The 18,527-nt window shown below is 58.4% G+C and carries 13 protein-coding genes, 1 tRNA gene and 1 pseudogene; 3 read left to right on the top strand and 12 right to left on the bottom strand.

Annotated features, from left to right (window positions below):
- Positions 1-35: 35 nt before the first annotated feature.
- The gene (locus ACN0VH_RS01970; RefSeq protein ID WP_278921584.1) at positions 36-1,661 is read right to left on the bottom strand and encodes a L,D-transpeptidase family protein; all 1,626 of its coding nucleotides are present in this window, start codon (positions 1,659-1,661) and stop codon (positions 36-38) included.
- Positions 1,662-2,014: 353 nt separating this feature from the next.
- Here ACN0VH_RS01970 and mepK point away from each other — a divergent pair, with 353 nt between their 5' ends.
- Both mepK and ACN0VH_RS01960 read left to right on the top strand, forming a co-directional pair.
- Positions 2,015-2,584, top strand: a complete 570-nt coding sequence (gene mepK, locus ACN0VH_RS01965) for a peptidoglycan L,D-endopeptidase MepK (RefSeq protein ID WP_278921583.1) — start codon at positions 2,015-2,017, stop codon at positions 2,582-2,584.
- Between the two features lie 263 nt (positions 2,585-2,847).
- Positions 2,848-2,924, top strand: a tRNA-Arg gene (locus ACN0VH_RS01960).
- Positions 2,925-3,009: 85 nt separating this feature from the next.
- On the opposite strand, the gene ACN0VH_RS01955 is transcribed toward ACN0VH_RS01960, so the two are convergent.
- From ACN0VH_RS01955 to proC, 11 genes and pseudogenes are all read right to left on the bottom strand, one after another.
- On the bottom strand, positions 3,010-3,321 hold the full coding sequence (locus ACN0VH_RS01955; RefSeq protein WP_417699318.1) for a hypothetical protein: 312 nt from the start codon (positions 3,319-3,321) through the stop codon (positions 3,010-3,012).
- Positions 3,312-3,452: a tail protein X gene (locus tag ACN0VH_RS01950; RefSeq protein ID WP_417699317.1), complete on the bottom strand. Its 141-nt coding sequence runs from the start codon at positions 3,450-3,452 to the stop codon at positions 3,312-3,314. Before ACN0VH_RS01950 ends, ACN0VH_RS01955 begins: the two co-directional genes overlap by 10 nt.
- A 38-nt stretch (positions 3,453-3,490) precedes the next feature.
- Positions 3,491-3,595: pseudogene (locus ACN0VH_RS01945) on the bottom strand (IS5/IS1182 family transposase); the annotation flags it as partial.
- Between the two features lie 108 nt (positions 3,596-3,703).
- Positions 3,704-4,003 (bottom strand): hypothetical protein, encoded by a 300-nt coding sequence (locus ACN0VH_RS01940; protein ID WP_278921962.1) that lies wholly within the window; start codon positions 4,001-4,003, stop codon positions 3,704-3,706.
- Positions 4,004-4,155: 152 nt separating this feature from the next.
- Entirely contained in the window at positions 4,156-4,575 is a 420-nt protein-coding gene (locus ACN0VH_RS01935) for a hypothetical protein (RefSeq protein ID WP_417699315.1), read from the bottom strand.
- Between the two features lie 149 nt (positions 4,576-4,724).
- On the bottom strand, positions 4,725-6,446 hold the full coding sequence (locus ACN0VH_RS01930; RefSeq protein WP_417699314.1) for an adenylate/guanylate cyclase domain-containing protein: 1,722 nt from the start codon (positions 6,444-6,446) through the stop codon (positions 4,725-4,727).
- A gap of 9 nt (positions 6,447-6,455) precedes the next feature.
- Positions 6,456-11,315, bottom strand: coding sequence for a PKD domain-containing protein (locus ACN0VH_RS01925; RefSeq protein ID WP_417699313.1), 4,860 nt, complete (start codon positions 11,313-11,315; stop codon positions 6,456-6,458).
- A gap of 54 nt (positions 11,316-11,369) precedes the next feature.
- Positions 11,370-13,715 (bottom strand): FecR domain-containing protein, encoded by a 2,346-nt coding sequence (locus tag ACN0VH_RS01920; RefSeq protein ID WP_417699311.1) that lies wholly within the window; start codon positions 13,713-13,715, stop codon positions 11,370-11,372.
- Between the two features lie 289 nt (positions 13,716-14,004).
- Complete coding sequence (locus tag ACN0VH_RS01915) at positions 14,005-14,763, bottom strand: enoyl-CoA hydratase-related protein (RefSeq protein ID WP_417699309.1); 759 nt, start codon at positions 14,761-14,763, stop codon at positions 14,005-14,007.
- A gap of 209 nt (positions 14,764-14,972) precedes the next feature.
- Positions 14,973-16,253 (bottom strand): glutamate-5-semialdehyde dehydrogenase, encoded by a 1,281-nt coding sequence (locus tag ACN0VH_RS01910; protein WP_417699307.1) that lies wholly within the window; start codon positions 16,251-16,253, stop codon positions 14,973-14,975.
- A 36-nt stretch (positions 16,254-16,289) separates the two neighbouring features.
- Positions 16,290-17,069 carry a pyrroline-5-carboxylate reductase gene (gene proC / locus ACN0VH_RS01905; RefSeq protein ID WP_417699306.1) on the bottom strand — a complete coding sequence of 260 codons (780 nt, stop codon included), beginning with the start codon at positions 17,067-17,069 and terminating at the stop codon, positions 16,290-16,292.
- A gap of 272 nt (positions 17,070-17,341) precedes the next feature.
- Here proC and proB point away from each other — a divergent pair, with 272 nt between their 5' ends.
- A complete protein-coding gene (gene proB / locus ACN0VH_RS01900) occupies positions 17,342-18,502 on the top strand; it encodes a glutamate 5-kinase (protein ID WP_417699305.1) in 1,161 nt (386 codons plus the stop codon).
- Positions 18,503-18,527 lie beyond the last annotated feature (25 nt).

Here is an 18,527-nt window from a genome sequence, read left to right as displayed (position 1 = left end):
TTTCCAGGCGTCACGCAGTAAAACCGGCCCCCAATTTAGCCCTGGACGTCTGGCAGTGCCACCCCGGCCCGCTCCAATGCGGCCCAAACCTTGGCATCACGCCCATAGACATCCCGGCGGAACTCGGCCCGGCCTTTGTTGGACACATATGCGGTTCGATAGATAATGTGAACAGGCACCTTCTGCTCCAGCTCAACCTTGGTTTCCTTGCCGGATTTCAGGATCCGGTTGAAAAAGGCAGATGGGTCTTCGGTCTGTCGGGCCAGCAACGCATAAGCAAATTCAAAGGGCTGGGCCAGGCGAATACAGCCATGCGAAAAGGCGCGCACTTCCCGTTTGAACAGGCTTTTTTGCGGCGTATCGTGCAGGTAGATGTTGTATTTGTTTGGAAACATGAACTTGACGAGGCCAAGCGCATTGCTGCGGCTGGGCGGCTGGCGCATCGCATAGGGAAAGTTGCGCGCGGTAAACTGCGAGAAATCGGTATTGGCGCGACTGACCACGCGACCGCGATTATCGGTGATCTCGATATGGCCCACCGCATTGGGATTGTTGCGCAGCTTGGGCAGGTATTCCTTGGTGATGATCGAGCGCGGCACATACCAGCTGGGATTGATCACCATATGCTCCATCATATCCGAAAACTCGGGCGAGCGGCGATCCGACTGAGTGCTGCCAATGACGGAGCGGGTTTCAAAGGTCACATCGCCATTATCGACAATCTTGGCGGTGAAATCGGTCTGGTTCACCAGCACATGGCGCGCGCCACGATCCGGCGATAGCCAGCGCTCACGCTCCATCGCGATGATGACCGATTTCAGGCGATCCCGTACAGGGCGATTGATCTCTTTCAGGGTGCCGGCACCGGCGACGCCATCCTCTTCCAGCCCGTGATCCGACTGGAACTGCTGCACAGCGCGCTCGATATCATTGTCATAGCTGGCAGTGGCGCTGCGCTCCATATAGCCCAGGGCAATAAGGCGATCACGCAGGGCAATCACCTGCTGCCCCCGATCGCCGGGTTCCAGCTTGCTGCCAGGTACCGTTGGGCCCCATCCGCCCGCTGCGATCAATTGTTCCAGCCGCAGCTTTTCACGCATCAGGGCGCGGTACTGCGATGAGGTCGGCACCAAATTGCGCAGATAGGCAAAGGGCTGTGCTGTGCGCAGACCGTTCAGCGCGGCGACACCGTCATGGCTTGGCCGGGTGCGGACCATACCATCATCAATCGACGATGGTTTTAACATGCCGGTCTGCAGCATCGCGGCATAGGTAACAAAGGCGGTGCTCAGCGCCGCTTCGACCTGGCCAAAGTCACGGGCGGTACGGGCGGCGCGCATCTGCCCTACCAGATCTGCCACTGTAGCGGACTGATCCGGCAAACCATGGCTGGTGGCATCTTCCAGCGCCCGCAACAGCGCGGCGCGGCGCATGGCTGCCGCCTCATCCGAGCCCGTCCAAAGCGGTGCATAGGTGGTGTCACGATAGAATTGCGCAACCGCATCGTTAACCGAGGCCTGTTCGGCAACGGCCTGACGAAAGGCCGTCGACTGCGCGGCAACCGATGAGCCAACCCCAAGACTGCCGATCCCGCTCAGGGCCAGAGCAAAAAGCCCGTATTTCAACCGGGCAGAACGGCTCGGGGTGTGCGGTTTGGTCATAATATTTGGTCCTCAACAGCGATGCGCAACAATTATCAGGGCAGCTACATGAAATTTTGGTGAAAGGCAGGGGGGAAAGTCCATTCACATTTGCGAAACCATGATGTGACAATCTCAGACTGGTGCGATGCAGTCGCATAAACAGCGTAATTGACCTGTCTCTTAGGGGAAAAATTAACCAATCGTCCCCCTTTGCGCAAATTTTTGCCGATAAAATGCAGCAATCATATTTGGCGTAAAACGGAACTTGGTAAATCTTCCGCCCTGTGGCATACAACCCACAGAAAAACTTAGCAGGTCCGTAACATCGGACATAGGCAGGACTAAACTCGTTCGGGATGGCGTAGTTACACATGGCAGAAATCACCAAGACGGGCATGACCCGGCGGGCACTGTTGGGCGCGTTTGCGGCAACAGCAGTTGCAGCAACACCTACTTTTTCCAAAGCAGCAGGCTTCCTGCGTGGCGGCGGCGATATTCGCCGCATCCGGATGTTCTCTGGCCGAACGGGCGAGCGCATCGACATGGTCTATTGGATCGACGGCGACTATATCAAGGACGCCGTGAAAGAGATTAACCATTTCATGCGTGACTGGCGCACCGATGAAACCATATCCATCGATCTGCGTACCATTGATATCATGGCAGCCTCTCACAACCTGTTGGATGTAGACGAACCCTACATGATGCTGTCGGGCTACCGCAGCCCCAAAACCAACGCGATGCTGCGCAGGCGGTCCCGCGGCGTTGCAAAGAATTCGCTGCATATGCGCGGTCAGGCCGCCGATCTGCGTCTCGCATCGCGCTCTGTTGGGCAAATGGCAAACGCCGCAAAGGCCTGTCGCGCCGGTGGCGTTGGAAAGTACCGCGGCTCTAACTTTGTTCACATGGACTGTGGCATTGTGCGCAGCTGGAGCGGCTAATCCCGCACTTGCGCTCGTGTCATTGCGGGCCCACAAGACATATCTTTCTGTGACAGGCCATCCCAGCCCGTTCGAAATGAGGCAAGGCCCATTGCATATGCAATTGGGCCTTTTTCTTTCACCAACTTCCTGATGTAACAGTCCAGAGCAAGGTCCATAGGACATGCCTCCGGCCGCCAGATTTCCTAGGTGTTTTTTCCAAAAGGAAGAAGTTTTTCCCATTGCGGTGCATTGGCCTGGCCGCTATACCCGCCCTACCAAAAGCACCTGTAGCTCAGCTGGATAGAGCGCTGCCCTCCGAAGGCAGAGGCCAGAGGTTCGAATCCTCTCAGGTGCGCCATTTTTCCAATGACTTAGCAAATGCCAGTTCTCGTAGTTTGTTGTTACACGTAACAGAAACGAACAGAGAAAGTGTGAGTGGGTTTTTACCTTACATCTTTCAACGCCGACCTAGAGGACAGAACTGAGGCAATCGACCTGTCTTCCGCCACCGGTTCAGCGGCAATACTGGTGCGGTAGCCGCCGCTGTCCAGCGTGTGAACCGCCCGCGTGATCAACCAAGCCTCATCGACATAGGACCGGAAATGGCGCGGGAATAGGGTCATTGTCACCTGATCGGATTGGACCCCGGCCCCATCTGTTACTGTCAGGCTCGACATGCGCGGCGCCAGAGCCTTGCTGATGTTCTTGCCATCCACCTCGACACGGAACATGGGCAAAAAATCGATTAGTCCCATAGGCTCACGCTCTCGGATTCTCTTGTTTCCTCAAACACCGGCAGCAAAACGACAGTGCCAACCGGCAGGACCGGCCCCAGATCTGCCAGCCCCCGGTTTGCCTCGAGCACTTGCTCGAGAGCACCCGTCACGGTGTTTTCATAGTGGCGCCAGACGATCTCATCGACCGTATCTCAGGATCAAACCAGATCAATAGCGAACCGCGCTGCTCTAGCGTCGTGTTGTACGAAGGCCAGTTCCAGGCCTTGTACGTCGTAGGGGACCAACTGCTCATGCCGGCCAGCTACCATGCTGAATTCACAGAGGGAATCCAGCACATTATTTGTGCAACAAAGCCTTGCTTGTGCCTAAGAATGATGCATAGAGATTGAGGCTTTCGAGCTTATGTAGAAACACTAACTTTATGAGAATAAAAGACTATGAAGATTGTCTCCGTATTGACACTTGTTGCGTTGATCTCTGCCTGCAGCACCGCTGACAAGGTTGCTGACACCACAAATACCACCGCCAAAACCGCCAGCAAGGTTGCAGTCATTGGTGCGGTTGCTGCGGGTGCAGCGACAGTAGCAAAAGCTGCTGCCGGCGGTTGATCAAGAGAACGCCCGGCGGGAGTTCTGACGCCGGGCGGCTTTGTCGCACCAATCGGGGTTTGAGCGCTCTTCCCCTTTCCCCAGACGAACATTTCCTGCGGCCTCTGTGACGAGTATGCCAAGAGCGGTGTAGCGGTTCACTATCGCGATCCTGATCTGGAGTTCAGCGAATCCCACATCATCCGCTCACTCAACCAAGCCGAGGGTGCCAATAATCTGCAGGCACCAAGAGGTTCTGGACGGTTTACTGCTCAAGGCCCAGCTCTTCGGCAATCTCTGCCGTGGGGGCAACAACATCGCGCAGGCGCAACGCATGATCTGCGGCATAGGTCTTGTTACGCAGGGCAAAACAGAACGGCAGCTCAACAATGCAGTTGCCATGGCTGAAACTGAGGCGTGTGGCCGCCTCTCCTTCGGATTTTAGCGGGGCTGCAGCTGGTGCCCCATCTTTCCCTTGGTAAGTATTCGCGCCGACGTGGATATGAACATCATCGCCAAAGGGAACCTGACCCGGATCAGCTTTTCTTGGCGGCTCAACAATTTTCTGAATCAGCGCAGTTCTCTTTCTGCTGCCCCGGATTTCTTCCCAGCGCGTAGAAAGCGCCGCCCAATATGCATTGACCTCGGCCATGCGGTGCAACTCGGCGCGTAGGCTAGGCACCATTTCCACCAGGTTCTCGCAACGCCTAAAATCACCTGCATCAGGCGGATATTGCCGGGTATCTCCCCGTCCTGAGATATATCAGAGCGATTGGCACCAGTAAAATTTCTGGACAATAAGACAAGCGACTTGGCCCTGGAAAGACGCCCGTCCTAGGGCTGTATATGCCGCAAGGCCGAGTAGGTCTGAACCGGATCAGAATAGCCTTTTAGCATGATCGGGGCCAGTTGGTTGAACTGAAGATCGGCCTTTGACTGACCGGCTTTCATCGTTGCCTGATCAACCAGAACCTGTTCTGGTGCAGCTTTGCTGCAGAGCCGTGCCGAAAGGTTGACCGTTGATCCCAAGACCGTGAAATCCATCCGGTTGCGCGCGCCAATCGCGCCCTTGACGACCTCTCCAGAGGCCACACCAATGCCCACATGCAGGTTGTATTCAGGGTATTCCTCCAGCAGGCTCGTCATTGCCTCGGTGATTTCGACGCCGCAGGTGACAGCCCGCTGTTCTTTATCCGGGCCTTCAAAGACCGCCACCAAGGCATCGCCAATAAACTTGTCAATGTCGCCGTGATGACGGTTCACGATCCCTGTCTGCACCTCAAAATAGCAGTTCAGCGCCTCGATCACGACCTCTGGCGCGACACGTTCCGAAAACTCTGTATAACCCCGAATATCGGTAAAGATCACCGAAACACTGCTGCGTTCTCCACCGCGCGATATGCCGTCCTGATCGGCCTTGCGGATCGCTGAGATCGTGCCCTCGGACACAAATTTCATCAGCTCCAGCCGCTGGCCCAGTTGGGCAATCATCTGGTTGAAACGTCTTGCCAAATCGGCGATTTCATCGCCAGTTCGAATGTTTTCGACGCGCGCGGTAAAATCCCCATGGCGCACCCGTTCAGCCACTTGGCTAATCGACAGGATCGGCTGCGTCAATTGCCGGGCAAAGATCATCGCGCCCAGGCTGGCAATGGCAAAACCAACCAGGCCGACCACCAGGATCTGGCGCGTGATGGCATTGCTCACCGCATAGGCGCTGGCTTCGCTTAATTCGGTGATTACCGCCCATGGAAACCAATCCGGAAAGGCGTAGGCACCCAGCATCGCGCTGCCATCCGGGCGGGTGTAGGGTTCCAGCGCGTCCGCCCTGGCCCCGGCAACAATCAGAGGCAGGGCCGAGCTGACGATGCTGCGCGTGGTCAGCAGTTCAACCTGCTCGCCCAAAACCCGGCGCCCTGCATGATCAATCACCGTGATTTCTCCACGCTGGGCAAAGGGGTGGCGTTTCACCAGTTGCCCCAGCACCGAGAGATCGATTTTGGCGGCCATGGTCACCTGCCGCCCGGCAATTGTGCTGGTCAACGGCAGCGCCAGTGTCGCCAGCCAATCGCCCGTCTCGCTGATCTGTGCAATCAGTGGGCGGCCAAATTGACCGGTGCCCTCAATGGCGCTGATAAGATCATCCGATGTGGTCAGTGTCTCAATCGGATCCAGGCCATTTTGCACCAACCTTTTGGAAAAGCTCTCATTGGTTACGAGGATGGGCAGGTCCGACCCCTGCACCGAGAGCTGCAGCGCTACCACCTGCGGCAGCTCTTCCAGCCCCAGCGTCAGCAACGAAATCTTTTGCGGCACCCCAAGCGCGTCACTGTCGATAGCATTGCGGATCACCATGAGCGGTGTCAGCCATCGTCCGCGAAAGGTGCTGTCAAATTCCGTCCGCAGTTGGGTGGCAACGGTTGTAAGTTCTTCATTGGCGGCGCTTCTCAGTTCATCCCGCGTCAGACGTGTTAGATTTTGCGCAACCAAAACCAAAGGCGCGACAGCCAGAAGGCTGGCAAAAACAAAAAATTTCAGGCGTAGTGGAAACTTCATCACCTTCCCCTACTCGCGCGCGATTGCGATTATCGTCGCCGTATCTGTTGCGGTACCACAGATCAAACCGCTGGTATCACGTGCGACCACCTGCACCTCGTAGGTACCGGGGGCGGAATATCGGTGACGCACAATTGCGCCCGAGGCTTCGCCGCCATCGCCAAACATCCAGCTCAGATGAACGCCTTGCCCATCGGGATCTGTGCTTGCGCTGGCGTCAAAGCGCACCACATCATGGCTGGCCCCGACCATGACCTGTCTGTCTGGGCCTGCGTCCACCTGCGGCGGCGCATTCACCAGGATGCGGGCACTGTCCGTCCCTGTCGTACAGCCCGGCGCCCCGCTGTCATCCGTGACGGTCAGGCGAACGCTGGTGTCCATCGCGGCGGGAAAACTGCGCTCGACCCGTGCACCTTCCAGTGTAACGCCATCAGCAAATTCCCAAATCCATTTTGTCAGGCGCCCGTCCAGATCGCTGGATGCGCCGGCGTCGAACACAACGGTGTCTTGCGCACAGACCAGCCTGTCAGGGCCGGCAAAGGCGCTTGGCGCGGCGTTCACCCGGACATAGGTTGCTTCACTATTGCGACTGTTCGCCAGCCCGCGCCCATCATCCAGCGTGACGACCACCGGATACAGGCCTGACCGTGCAAAGGGATGCGAAAGACTGCTGCCCTTTGCGCTGGTCCCATCGCCCATATCCCATGCAACCTGCGTGCCTGCATCTGCGGCAACAGCCCAGTCAAGATCAACCTTGGGACAAACAACGCCGCGCCGCGCCAATCCGGCCAGCGGCGGCGGGTTGACCATGACCTCCTGGGTCGTGGTCGCCCGACTGTTCGCCACCGCAGCATCGTCTGTCGCGCCAAGCGTCACGGTATAGCGCCCCGGTTCGGCAAAGCGATGCGTGGCCAAGACCCCGCTTGCGGACTGACCATCGCCGAAATCCCAGTCAAAGACAGTTACCGCACCGTCGCTGTCGCTGCTCTTGTCGGCCTCAAAGACCACCGCCTGACCTGCCGCCACCACAAGGGGGCCAGTGATCACCGGTTGGGGCGCGGCATTGACGGTGACTTTTCGGCGCGCCTGCAGTCGGCCACATTCGGCACTGCCGCCGCTCAGCTCTGCCGACAGGGTCACCAGATAGGTCCCCGGCTTGGCATAGCTATGCGTGACCTCCTTGCCAGCCCCCTGGCTCCCATCGCCAAAATCCCACTGAAAACTCTCTGGCACCGACTGGCCAAGCCGTGAAAGACCGGCGCTAAAGCCTGTCTCTACCGCAGCGGCCACCCGATCCGGGCCAAGAATCCGCAGGCCCGGCGCTTCGACAACGGTGACCGCAGCCGTATCGGTGTCAAGCGGGCTGCAGCTGCCAAGGGCCTCGCCCGTGATGGTTAAGGTCACGACATAAGTCCCTGCATTGTCGAACAAATACTCTGGCGATTCACCGCTGGCGGAGCCGCCGTCGCCAAATGTCCAAGCATAGGCGTTTACCGCCCCATCCGCATCGGAAGAACCCGCCCCATCAAAGCGGACCTTATTGTTGGTGCAGACGGTCCTATCTGGCCCAGCATCCGCAATCGGGCCTTCGCGGACAATTGCGGCGATCCGGTCCAGGCTGCTGCCGCGATCACTCCGCGTTTCATTGTCGACCTGAAGCGTAACGGAATAGACGCCGGGCTGTTCGTAGATCTTGGTCGGGTTGATCAGATCCGATCCGGAGCCATCGCCAAAATCCCAGGAATACCGCAGCAACCCGCCATCCGGATCCAGACTGTCAGAGGCATCAAACAGGATTGGCTCGCCCGAGCAGACATCACGATTGCCACCGGCATTGGCAACAGGTCTGGCGTTGATTGTCACCGAGGTTGCATCAATTGCCCCTGCGTTTGACAGGCCGGTGCCATCGTCAACATGCAGGGTGACCGGGTAGACCCCAGCACCGGGAAACACATGCAAGACCTCACGGCCAACAGCAGGCGCCGAGCCATCGCCAAAATCCCAGCGATAAATCAGGGCGTCGCCATCGCTATCGGCAGAGCCGACAGCACTTAGCCTGACATGCAACTCGTCGCTGACGATGGCGGGGCCGGCCTCGGCCACTGGTTGGCTGTTGACCCGAATGGTAAGGCTGTCGGTTGCAGTGCTATTTGCCACCCCGCTGTCGTCGGTCACAAAGAGCTGTGCCGACCAGACGCCTGGGTTTACATAGGCCCGCTCTACCACCGGGGCCTCCAGCGGGGCGCCAAGATCGTCAAATTCCCAGCGAAACCCTTGAATATCTCCATCCACATCAAAGGACTGCGAGGCATCAAATATGGCTGTATCTTCCGGAGCGATCAGCATATCGGCGCCGGCAACCGCAACCGGTGCACTGTTGACGGTGATCAACACTTCGCTTTCGTCCGAGGCGGCACCGCCCTGAAAATTGTCATGAACGGTCAGCCCTATGCGATGCAGTCCCGGCTTTGACATGCTCTGCGCAACCCGCAGGCCGCGGGCCTGGCTGCCATCTGGAAAAGTCCAGATATACTGTGAAATATCGCCATCGGGATCCACACTGGCGCGGGCGCTGAGAACGAACTCCTCTCCCGGTGCAACCGTCTGCGGCGGACCGGCATCGGCAATCGGGCTGGCATTGATGGTGACGGTCATGGTGTCGCGATGCCGGTTCAGTGGCGCGCCGCTGTCATCCCGTACAAGCAAGGCGACCTCAAAAACACCGGGACGGAGATAGGCATGATCAACAGTTGCACCCTGCCCCGTGCTGCCGTCGCCAAAATCCCATTCATATGACGTAATCTGCCCCTCGGCATCCCATGAGCCGCGACCATCAAAGCGCACCTCGCTGGCGGTCACATATTGGTCTGGCCCGGCATCGGCCACCGGCGCAGCATCCACAGTGACCTTTCGCGTCAGTCGCTGCAGTGCCGAGGCCGTGCCACTGTCATCCAGCACGGTCAGCGTCACCGGGAAAACACCGGGCTGGCTCCAGGCGTAGTTCACCTTAAGGCCTTCCGCGACCACGCCGTCGCCAAAATCCCATTGATAGCTTAGGATAGCGCCGTCATCGTCGGTGGAGGCACCGGCATCCAGTGTTGCAACCTCGGCCACCGAAATGGGGCGCTCCGGGATGGTAAACTGCGGATCTGGCGGCGCATTCACCACCACCTGCATCCGGTCCACCCTGCTGTCATTGGCAACACCGCTGCCGTCCACCACGCGTAGGACAACATCATATTTACCCGCCTTTTCAAATACATGATCAACCGTTTCGCCGCTGAGCCGCATGCCATCGCCCATATCCCACTGATAGGCCGAAATCCGGCCGTCAATGTCATAGCTAGCACCGCCGTTGAAACGCACCGATTGCCCAACGATCGCCGATTGATCGCGGCCCGCTTCGGCGATGGGCCGGGCATTGACGATGACAAGCCTGGTGGCCAGGCCGAAATTGCAGGGGTGGGCGCTGTCGTCTTCCACGCGCAGCACCACACGGTATTGGCCCGGCACCGCGTAGGATTTTTGCGTTTGCGCCGCAGTGGACAGGCTGCCATCCCCAAAGGTCCAGTGGAACCGGGTAATCGGCAGATCCGAGGCCTGCGATCCAGAGCCGTCAAAATCCAACATCTGCCCCGGCGCGACCACAACCTCTGCGCCAGCCTTTGCGATGGGGGCGTTACGGATGTGCACCGGGATTGTTACCTCGGCCCCGCGACCAGGGCGCACCCCCGGTTCCAGCACGCGCAGTCGGGCGGTATAATGCCCCACGCGATCATAGCGATGGGCAATGACGGCGGCGTCGCTGTTGGTGCCGTCACCAAAATCCCAGTTATAGGCCAAAGGTCTGCGCCCGACGGACGGGTCACCGTCAAAAGCAACACTACGACAATCCGCCAGCGGGCGTCCCGTTGCTATGGCACTGGGACGGGCCGGCGTCGGTGCCCGCTGCGGCGGCATTTGCAACGGCACGGGGTTGCCCTCGGCGTCAAACACCGCCAGCGTCACGTCATTTGGCGTTTCAAAGCCGCCCACCAGGCTCAGCGCGAGATTGTCGCCCTGTAGCGGGACCAGATCGGAGGTCCAGAAATCCTGGCCAGACACCCGTACCGGAATATCAACATAATCCGTGGTCAGCGCCAGGGTGCCCCTGGCGGCATCAAAACTCTGGATCCGGTGGGGGCCTGTGCTGTCCGGCTGCAGCCAAATCTGGGTTGCAGGTTGCCCTTTCCACCAGCGCACGGTGGGACGAAAGGCAAACATATCAGCCCCTTCCACCGGTTTGTTGCGGTCCCGCGCCAGGCTGACAGCAACCGAAAACCCATTGCCGTCATCGCCGCCGCTGCCCTGAATATCAAGACGGAAGTAAGCGCGCTGGCCGATCACTTCCCCCTGTTTCGCCTGCAAGGCTGACAGGCTCACCCAGCTTTTGTCCGTTGCGCTATCGTTGCCAAAACTGACGTCTTTCAGCAGGGTTCCGGGGCCGGTGATCGGTTCAACCCGTCTTTGCTGTGGTACACGCGCGCCATCTGGTTCCGGCGCAGGGCGATCAGCCGCGCTATAGGCCCCCGCACCGCCAAAAATCCGAAAGGTGGTCAGCGCATTGCCTGTGCCGCCATAGGTAAAATCGCCAAAGCCAGACACTTCCGGGTCAAAGATCCGCAGGTAAAAGCGATCACGCAGATCCGCAGGCACGCTGACAAAGATCTGTTCCCGGTGGTCAACATCCCCTTCACGGGTCGGCGCCAAAACGCCATAGACCACCAGCAGGCCTTCCTTTGCCGCTGTTGCCTGCGAAATGGTAACATTTGGAAGCATCCCGGCCAGCATCAGTACAGTCACCACTGCCAAACGAAAAATCATCCTCATAGCGGTCGTCCTTTCACGGCATAGGTTTTGGCCCGGGGTCAATATCTTCCTTGATTACTTGATCGCTGTATTCCCGGCATAATCCTCGATGATCAGTTCAATAACCCTGAGGGTTCCGTCCTGCGGCGGCAAACTCGTGCGGCAAAGCCCGCTGGCGGAATCGCAGCGCATGAATCCCTCAATTTGGCTGCTGCCAACAGCTACAACAAAAGGCGCAGCCTGGCGCAGGCCGCTGGCATCTTTGGCGGCAACCTTCAGTTCTATTGGACCCTTCGCCCCCTGTGGGCGGTTGAAATCAACTGCCAGAATTTCAGGCGGTGCAAGATCCAGAACGCTTTGAAACTGTTTCACATTCACGTTGCCCACCGCATCGCTGGCGGCCAGTTCAAAAATGTTCAGACCTGGCTGCAATACCAGATCCAGCGCGAACCGCCCGGATGTCATCGCAACCGGGCGACCGTTCAGCTCTAGCGCGGTGGCATCCCCGGCAAAGCCGGAAAGGTCAATCTCAGCCTCAGAGGTGGCGCGCGGCGGCGGCAGGTCCAGGTCGATCTTGGGCGCAGTCTGATCGCGCAGCACGGTGAACTTCAGCCGTCCCTCGACAGCGCCCCCCGGCCCCAGAACCTCTATCTGATAGTTGCGCACTGAGGGTTTGGCAGGAACAGTGAAACGCAAGCCTCCGCTGTCGGTGACGCGGGTCTGCACTACGATCTCTCCGCCTGCATCCCGGACGCGCGCCAGGGCGTCCGGCTCTGCCGTTGTTTGGGCAACAACAGACAGATCCGCCGACCGGGTCGCCAGAGCATCACCGCGCCGCGGCAGCGCAGGATCCAGCGTGATCTTGATAGAGGCTGCGGGACGGAAGGTCACGGTTTGGCTGCGGGTACTGGTATTGCCGGCTGGATCCGTCGCCACCACCGATATTGTGTTTTGTCCCTGTTCCAAGGCCACACGGGTAACAAAGCTGCCGTCAGCTGCCCTGTCCAAAGCAGCGCCATTCAGCGTTAACAACGCATCCGTTTCGGTCGCGCCCAGAACCTCCACAAAGGGTATGGCCACGATGACATCAGGCCCCGGTGACAGCAGGGTCAGGAAGGGCGGGCTCTCGTCGTGACGCACGGTGAAATCCTGCGCCTTGCTCCATTGCCCCGGCAGGCCCAGCTGATCAAGCGCGGCGACGCGCCAGTGATACCGGGCCGGCGGCAGGGGGGCGTCAAAGCGGGTCTCTCGGATGCCCCACTCAGAAATCTGCATGTGATTGAATCCGGGGTCGCTGGCGATCTCCAGCCAATAGGCCTCTGCCTGATCAAAGGCCTGCCAAGCCACCCCAGAAACCTTGGTATAGATTATACCCCCAATGGGCGGCGCAAGCAGAACCGGGCTGACAAGAACCTCTGCCTTTTCAATCCCCTGGCCACCTAGCACCGCGCCCTCGTTTTCGCCCAGCAGGATGCTTTCACCATTGCGGGTGATTTCGATACCACTGTCGTCGTAGTTTACAAACCGCGCCCCTGATTGGTCATTCTTGACCCAGAAGTCCCCCGATCCGGTGTTGGTTTGGACCCCCGGAACATCAATCTCGAAAGAGGTCTTTTCTGACAGCTGGTTGAGCAGCGCATAGAAATCACCGTTCACAAGCGATACCTTGGTGACTTCGCCGCCGGTCAGCGGATCCGATCGCATGCGCTGGATCGTGGCATTGGAATTCGGGTTCAGCCGTAGTCTGCTCAGATCGCGAAAGGTTATTTGGGTGGTACTGTTCGAAAGCGTACGCATGCGTTCATACTCGACAAGGATGTCGTTCACCTTACGCGCCGACCACCCCTGCTGCACCGGAGACCGCCCCTCTACGGTCCCCTGCACATCCGAGACAAGCGCCTCGGCGGCCTTGTCACGCTGGGCAAGGGCTATCTCCAGCGCCTCGACAGCAAAGTCGGTGGCAATCGTGGCAAAGCTTACCACCTTGCGCCAAGATCCCGTCTGACGCTGGGCGACAGCAGCGTCGCGGTTTTCAATGGCACTGCCAATCTGGCGCGGGGCAAATATCCCGGCGCCCTCGGAGGTGGCTTTTTGAATGGCGGCAAGAGAGGTCGACAGCGCTGCATCAGCGGCCTGCACCTGCTGCACCGGCAGTTGCAGCTCAATCCCCGGAACCAGATCGGCAACAGAGGCGATCTGGTTGATCTCAAGAACCGTTGGCCACAGATCCGGGTCGTTTAGATACTGGCCAACCACACCACGAATACTGTCCCCCTCACCCAAGCGAACGATCTGCATCGGCGCGTCCAAACCGCGCGGTTCAGCGGCCAAGGTCAGCGCAGAGCAGAGAGACAGCCCGACCACCACGGCTGCAAAACGCAGTCGAGCATATATTGGAACACTGGGTACAATAAACTTCATGCAGCATCCTCAAAACCGGGTCTGTCGAAGTTTTCAAAACTGGTTAATTGTTACGTATCTTTCCTGATCACCCCCATTTCAGCAAGGAAAAATCTAAAACGGTCGGATAAATAGCCGCCGCTGACCCCTTGTTATTACCTCACAATTCAACCCAGAGCAGATAAATCGGCGCGTTAATACACCTGTCGACAGATTGGGCTGGATTGAAGTTTTCGACTTGGCCCAAGACGCCGCACGCGAACTGGCGAGAGGCCGGAATTCCCCCCCCCGCACCAAAAATACGGGCCGATCAGGGAAAAGAGGGCGCTCTCTTTTGCATCATCGCCGAGACCACCTCGGCAAATTCCGGCGATTTCAACTGCGCGACAAACAGCGCTGCCTCTTGCGCCATATGCGCGGTGACCTGGTCACGCTGGTGACGGATCAGCGACTTTGACAGCTTCATCGCCTCTGGCGCAGAGCCCGCAACATGTTTGGCCAGGGCTGCGACCTCTTGCGTCAGTGTCGCATCCGCAAAGACCCGCGAAATCAGGCCATAGTCATGTGCTTCAGCTGCGCTAAGACTACGGCCTGCCAGCAGAATATCATTGGCCACCGCCATCCCAACCGAGGCCGCAAGCAGCATCGAAGAGGCTGCCTCTGGCACCAGCGCCAGTTTGACAAAAGGCGCGGTAAAGGTGGCACTTTCAGCCGCATAAACCAGATCGCAATGCAGCAGCATGGTCAGGCCAATGCCAATCGCTGGGCCATTGACGGCGGCAATCACCGGTTTTGAACAGGTCGAAATCGCCGCCAGAAACTGGGCCACGGGTGGCTGCTCGGCGGAATGATCCGCCATAGAAAAATCCTGCAAGTCATTGCCTGCGGTGAAATAGTCTTCGGCCCCGGTGATAACAAAGGCACGCTGATCGGGCGCGGCCTCATAGGCGCGTAGCGCCGCTGCCATTTCGCCATACATCTCTTGGGTGATTGCATTGCGCTTGGCTGGTCGGTTGATGGTCATCGTGGTGACCCGATCCAGGGTTTGCAGGGTAATTGTATCGCTCATAATATCCGCCCGATGTGTTAGGTTTCACCAGAAGCCATTTCGCCGCCTCACACCCAGAGTTGCGCACCGCCCCTTATGTCTTTGCCTACAAAACAAAGCCGCCGCTGTCACAGGTTACCCTGTGTCACAGCGGCGGCTGTCGTTACGCAAGGCGGGCAAAACCCCTAACCCGGCCCGCCCCCTGCTCTCTCAAACCAGCCATTGCGGCCTTAGGGGCGTTGCTGGCCGTCGCCAAAGACAAAATACTTGAAGCTGGTCAGCTGTTCGGCGCCCACCGGCCCACGTGCATGCATTTTTCCAGTGGCAATGCCGATCTCGGCCCCCATGCCAAATTCGCCGCCATCGGCAAACTGGGTAGAGGCATTGTGCATCACCACCGCGGAATCAATTGCCGTCATAAAGGCGGCGGCAGCCTTGTGATCCTCGGCGACGATGGCATCTGTATGGCCCGAGGAATGCGCCTGAACAAATGTGATCGCCTCTTGCAGATCTTCGACGATTTTCACCGAAATGATGTTGCTCAGGTATTCCGTATCCCAGTCTTCATCTGTGGCGGGTGTCATATTGGCCAGGATCTGCTGTGCGGCCGCATCGCCGCGCAGCTCACAATCGCCCAGTTCCTGCGCCAGCTGCGGCAGGACCTGATCGGCAATCTTGCGGTCGATCACCACACATTCCGTGGCGCCACAAATCCCGGTGCGGCGCATCTTGGCGTTTTGCACGATGCCAACCGCCTTCGTGATATCTGCGCTTTCGTGAATATAGCTGTGGTTGTTACCATCCAGGTGCAGCAGCGTTGGCACCCGCGCCTCCTTTTGCACCAAAGAGACTAGACCACGCCCGCCACGCGGGATCACCAGGTCGACGCTCTCGGTGCTGTGCAACAGCAGTTTGACGGCCTCACGGTCGCGGGTATCCACCAGCTGCACCGCATCCTCTGGCAGGCCCGCCGCCTTGAGCCCACGCGCCAGACAGGCCACGATCACCCGCGAGGAATGCAGGCTTTCAGAGCCACCACGCAGGATCACCGCATTGCCGGATTTGATGCACAGCGCCCCGGCATCTGATCCAACGTTGGGGCGCGATTCGTAGATCATCGCAATCACCCCGATCGGCACGCTTCTGCGCTCGATCTTCAGCCCATTGGGCCGTTCAAATGTTGCAAGACACCGGCCCAGCGGATCCGCCTGGTCGGCAATGGCCTCTACCGCTGTCGCCATATCCGCCACCCGATCCGTCGTCAGGGTCAGCCGGTCGATAAAGGCCGCGTCTTTGCCGCTGCCCCGGATACTGTCGAGATCCTGCGCATTCGCGGCCAGAATTGCGTCGCTGCCCTCGCGCAGCGCTTTGGCCGCTTCACGCAGGGCTAGGTTGCGCTGCTCGGCTGTGGCCAGGGCCAGGGCCTGCGCCGCCGCCCGTGCCCGCTGGCCAAGGGTATCAACCAGGGCCTTGATCTGCGGTTTGTCTGTCTCAGTTGTCATCGTATTCATGATAAATCCTGTCTGGCGCGCCAAGCGCGCCCCGTATCATTTCAATTCGGCGGCGCGGCGATAGGCGGCCTGCACGGTGTTTTCGAACAGTGCATGCAATTGGCCATCTCGGCGCAGCTCATCCAGCCCGGCCTGGGTTGTGCCGTTCTTACTGGTGACCGAGTTGCGCAGATCTTCAAGCGAGGCACCCGACTGGCGCGCGGTTTCCACCGTTCCCGTGATGGTGTCAAAAACCAAGGCACGTGCAGTGTCTTCGTCAAAGCCTAGCCCCATGGCTGCCGCGACATAGCTACGCATCATTTCAAACACATAGCCGGGCCCACTGCCGCTGACCGCCGTCAGCCGATCGATTTCATCCTCGTTGGCCAGTGCGACGCAGCGGCCCGTCTCGGCGATAAAGGCGCTGACCTGTTCAACCTGCTCTGCGCTGCAGGATGCATTGGCATACAGCCCCGAAACCCCAAGCCCGACCATCGCGGCCAGGTTCGGCATAATCCGGATGATCGCTGCCTCACCGGTGATCTCTGCCAGACTGTCCAGACTGTAGCCCGCCGCGATCGACACAAAACAACCGCCGGGTTTCAGCGCATGGGTGTAGGCGGGTAGCAGATCTTTTATCATTTGCGGCTTGATCGCGATTACAACAACATCAAATGCACCCGAGGGCAGATCTGTCGTTTTTGTGACATGATGCACCCCCTCTGGCAGGTCAGTTGCAGCGGGATCGGCGACGGTAAATTCATGCTCATCGCGCCGGACCCACTGACGCAACATTGCCCCGCCCATCTTGCCGCAGCCAATCAAAAGTATCTTCATCGTCGCTTTCCTTTCTCTTCACCCAGACCCGCAGGCGCTGCCTGTTGCCCGGCCTGAAACGGGGGCCGAATCTGGTGGTGTTTCCCGTCGGCACCAGGGATGCAAACCTCCCCGCTGCGGACGCTGCATTGCAGCAACCTATTTGCATTCAGGTGCGGTCTACGTGTTATACAGACACCAGCCCTGAATGAGGTCTAGCTATCTGGCTGCGCGAGAAGACGCAAACAGGTAGTATTTTATCCTCTAAATACAGATAGATATCGGAGATACTGATGCCAAAGAAGAAGAAAATCGTTGTCAAGATCGGGTCCAGCCTGCTTGCAAATAGCGAAAAGCTGACCCTTCGATATGCCTTTATGAACGGGTTGATGAGCGATCTGGCACAGCTGCAAAAAGAGGGCCACGACATTATTCTGACCTCCTCTGGCTCGGTCGCTCTGGGGTTGAATATGGTTGATAAGCGGCCCGAAGATGCAGGCATTTTGGACAAGCAAGCGGCCGCCGCATGCGGGCAGCCATTGCTGATGAATGCCTATCGGCAGGTCGCATCCGAACACGATATGGACGTCGCCCAGATGCTTGTTACGGTCGACGATATGGAAGATCGACGCCGCTTTTTGAACATCAAGAACACCATGTACAGATTGTTCGAAAACGACATCGTTCCGATCCTGAATGAGAATGATTCCATCGCAACACGCGACTTGCGGGTAGGTGACAATGACCGTTTGTCGGCCAAAATCGCCCAGATGGTCGAAGCAGATGCGCTGATCATCCTGACCAGTGTTGACGGGCTCTATAACATCGACCCTTCGGATCCAAACGCCGAGTTCATCGCTGAAATCGACGACGTCAGCGAACACCTGGAATCCACTACCAGTATCAGCGCCCTGGGCAGCGGCGGGATGCTGACAAAGATGCATGCGGCGAATATGGCCCAGAACGCCGGCGTCGAAACCATCATCGCCGAAGGCATCATCGAACGCCCAGTTTCCTCGGTCTTGAAAAACGAACGCCGCTTTACCCGCTGTCTGGTCACGGGCGAGACGGCATCGCCACTGAAGGTGTGGCTCAGCAACCGCTTGCAGGTTTCCGGCACCCTGGTGGTGGGCAACGATATGGCGGCGGCACTTGTCAACGGGGATTGCGGCGTGAGCCGGGGAGATGTGATTTCGATCCAGGGTGATTTCACCAAGGGCGATGTATTGCACGTCTATAACGAAGACGGGGAAGAAGTCGCACGCGGGCTGACAAACTTCTCATCGGAAGAAACCATGCTGATGGCACGCCACCTTGATATGCCCGTCGAAGACGTGATTGGCTACAAGACCAAAAGCGATGTCATCGCAATCGAGAACATACTGATCCTGAAGGACAACCACCTGCAGCTTGATGCACCAGAGCATGATCAGAAGGTCGTTATTCCGGCATAATGGTTGCGGCTGATCCTGCCCGCTT

The organism is Pseudophaeobacter sp. (genome assembly GCF_048267565.1).
Lineage (GTDB): Bacteria > Pseudomonadota > Alphaproteobacteria > Rhodobacterales > Rhodobacteraceae > Pseudophaeobacter > Pseudophaeobacter profundi.
The sequence above is the reverse complement of the archived record's forward strand: the minus strand, read 5'-3'. Positions and strand labels throughout refer to the sequence as shown.

What these genes read in the sequence shown, in the direction of transcription:
- ACN0VH_RS01970 (WP_278921584.1), bottom strand. Translation starts at nt 1,661, where the DNA reads ATGACCAAACCGCACACCCCGAGCCGTTCTGCCCGGTTGAAATACGGG.
- mepK (WP_278921583.1), top strand. Translation starts at nt 2,015, where the DNA reads ATGGCAGAAATCACCAAGACGGGCATGACCCGGCGGGCACTGTTGGGC.
- ACN0VH_RS01955 (WP_417699318.1), bottom strand. Translation starts at nt 3,321, where the DNA reads ATGGGACTAATCGATTTTTTGCCCATGTTCCGTGTCGAGGTGGATGGC.
- ACN0VH_RS01940 (WP_278921962.1), bottom strand. Translation starts at nt 4,003, where the DNA reads ATGTTCGTCTGGGGAAAGGGGAAGAGCGCTCAAACCCCGATTGGTGCG.
- ACN0VH_RS01935 (WP_417699315.1), bottom strand. Translation starts at nt 4,575, where the DNA reads ATGGTGCCTAGCCTACGCGCCGAGTTGCACCGCATGGCCGAGGTCAAT.
- ACN0VH_RS01930 (WP_417699314.1), bottom strand. Translation starts at nt 6,446, where the DNA reads ATGAAGTTTCCACTACGCCTGAAATTTTTTGTTTTTGCCAGCCTTCTG.
- ACN0VH_RS01925 (WP_417699313.1), bottom strand. Translation starts at nt 11,315, where the DNA reads ATGAGGATGATTTTTCGTTTGGCAGTGGTGACTGTACTGATGCTGGCC.
- ACN0VH_RS01920 (WP_417699311.1), bottom strand. Translation starts at nt 13,715, where the DNA reads ATGAAGTTTATTGTACCCAGTGTTCCAATATATGCTCGACTGCGTTTT.
- ACN0VH_RS01915 (WP_417699309.1), bottom strand. Translation starts at nt 14,763, where the DNA reads ATGAGCGATACAATTACCCTGCAAACCCTGGATCGGGTCACCACGATG.
- ACN0VH_RS01910 (WP_417699307.1), bottom strand. Translation starts at nt 16,253, where the DNA reads ATGAATACGATGACAACTGAGACAGACAAACCGCAGATCAAGGCCCTG.
- proC (WP_417699306.1), bottom strand. Translation starts at nt 17,069, where the DNA reads ATGAAGATACTTTTGATTGGCTGCGGCAAGATGGGCGGGGCAATGTTG.
- proB (WP_417699305.1), top strand. Translation starts at nt 17,342, where the DNA reads ATGCCAAAGAAGAAGAAAATCGTTGTCAAGATCGGGTCCAGCCTGCTT.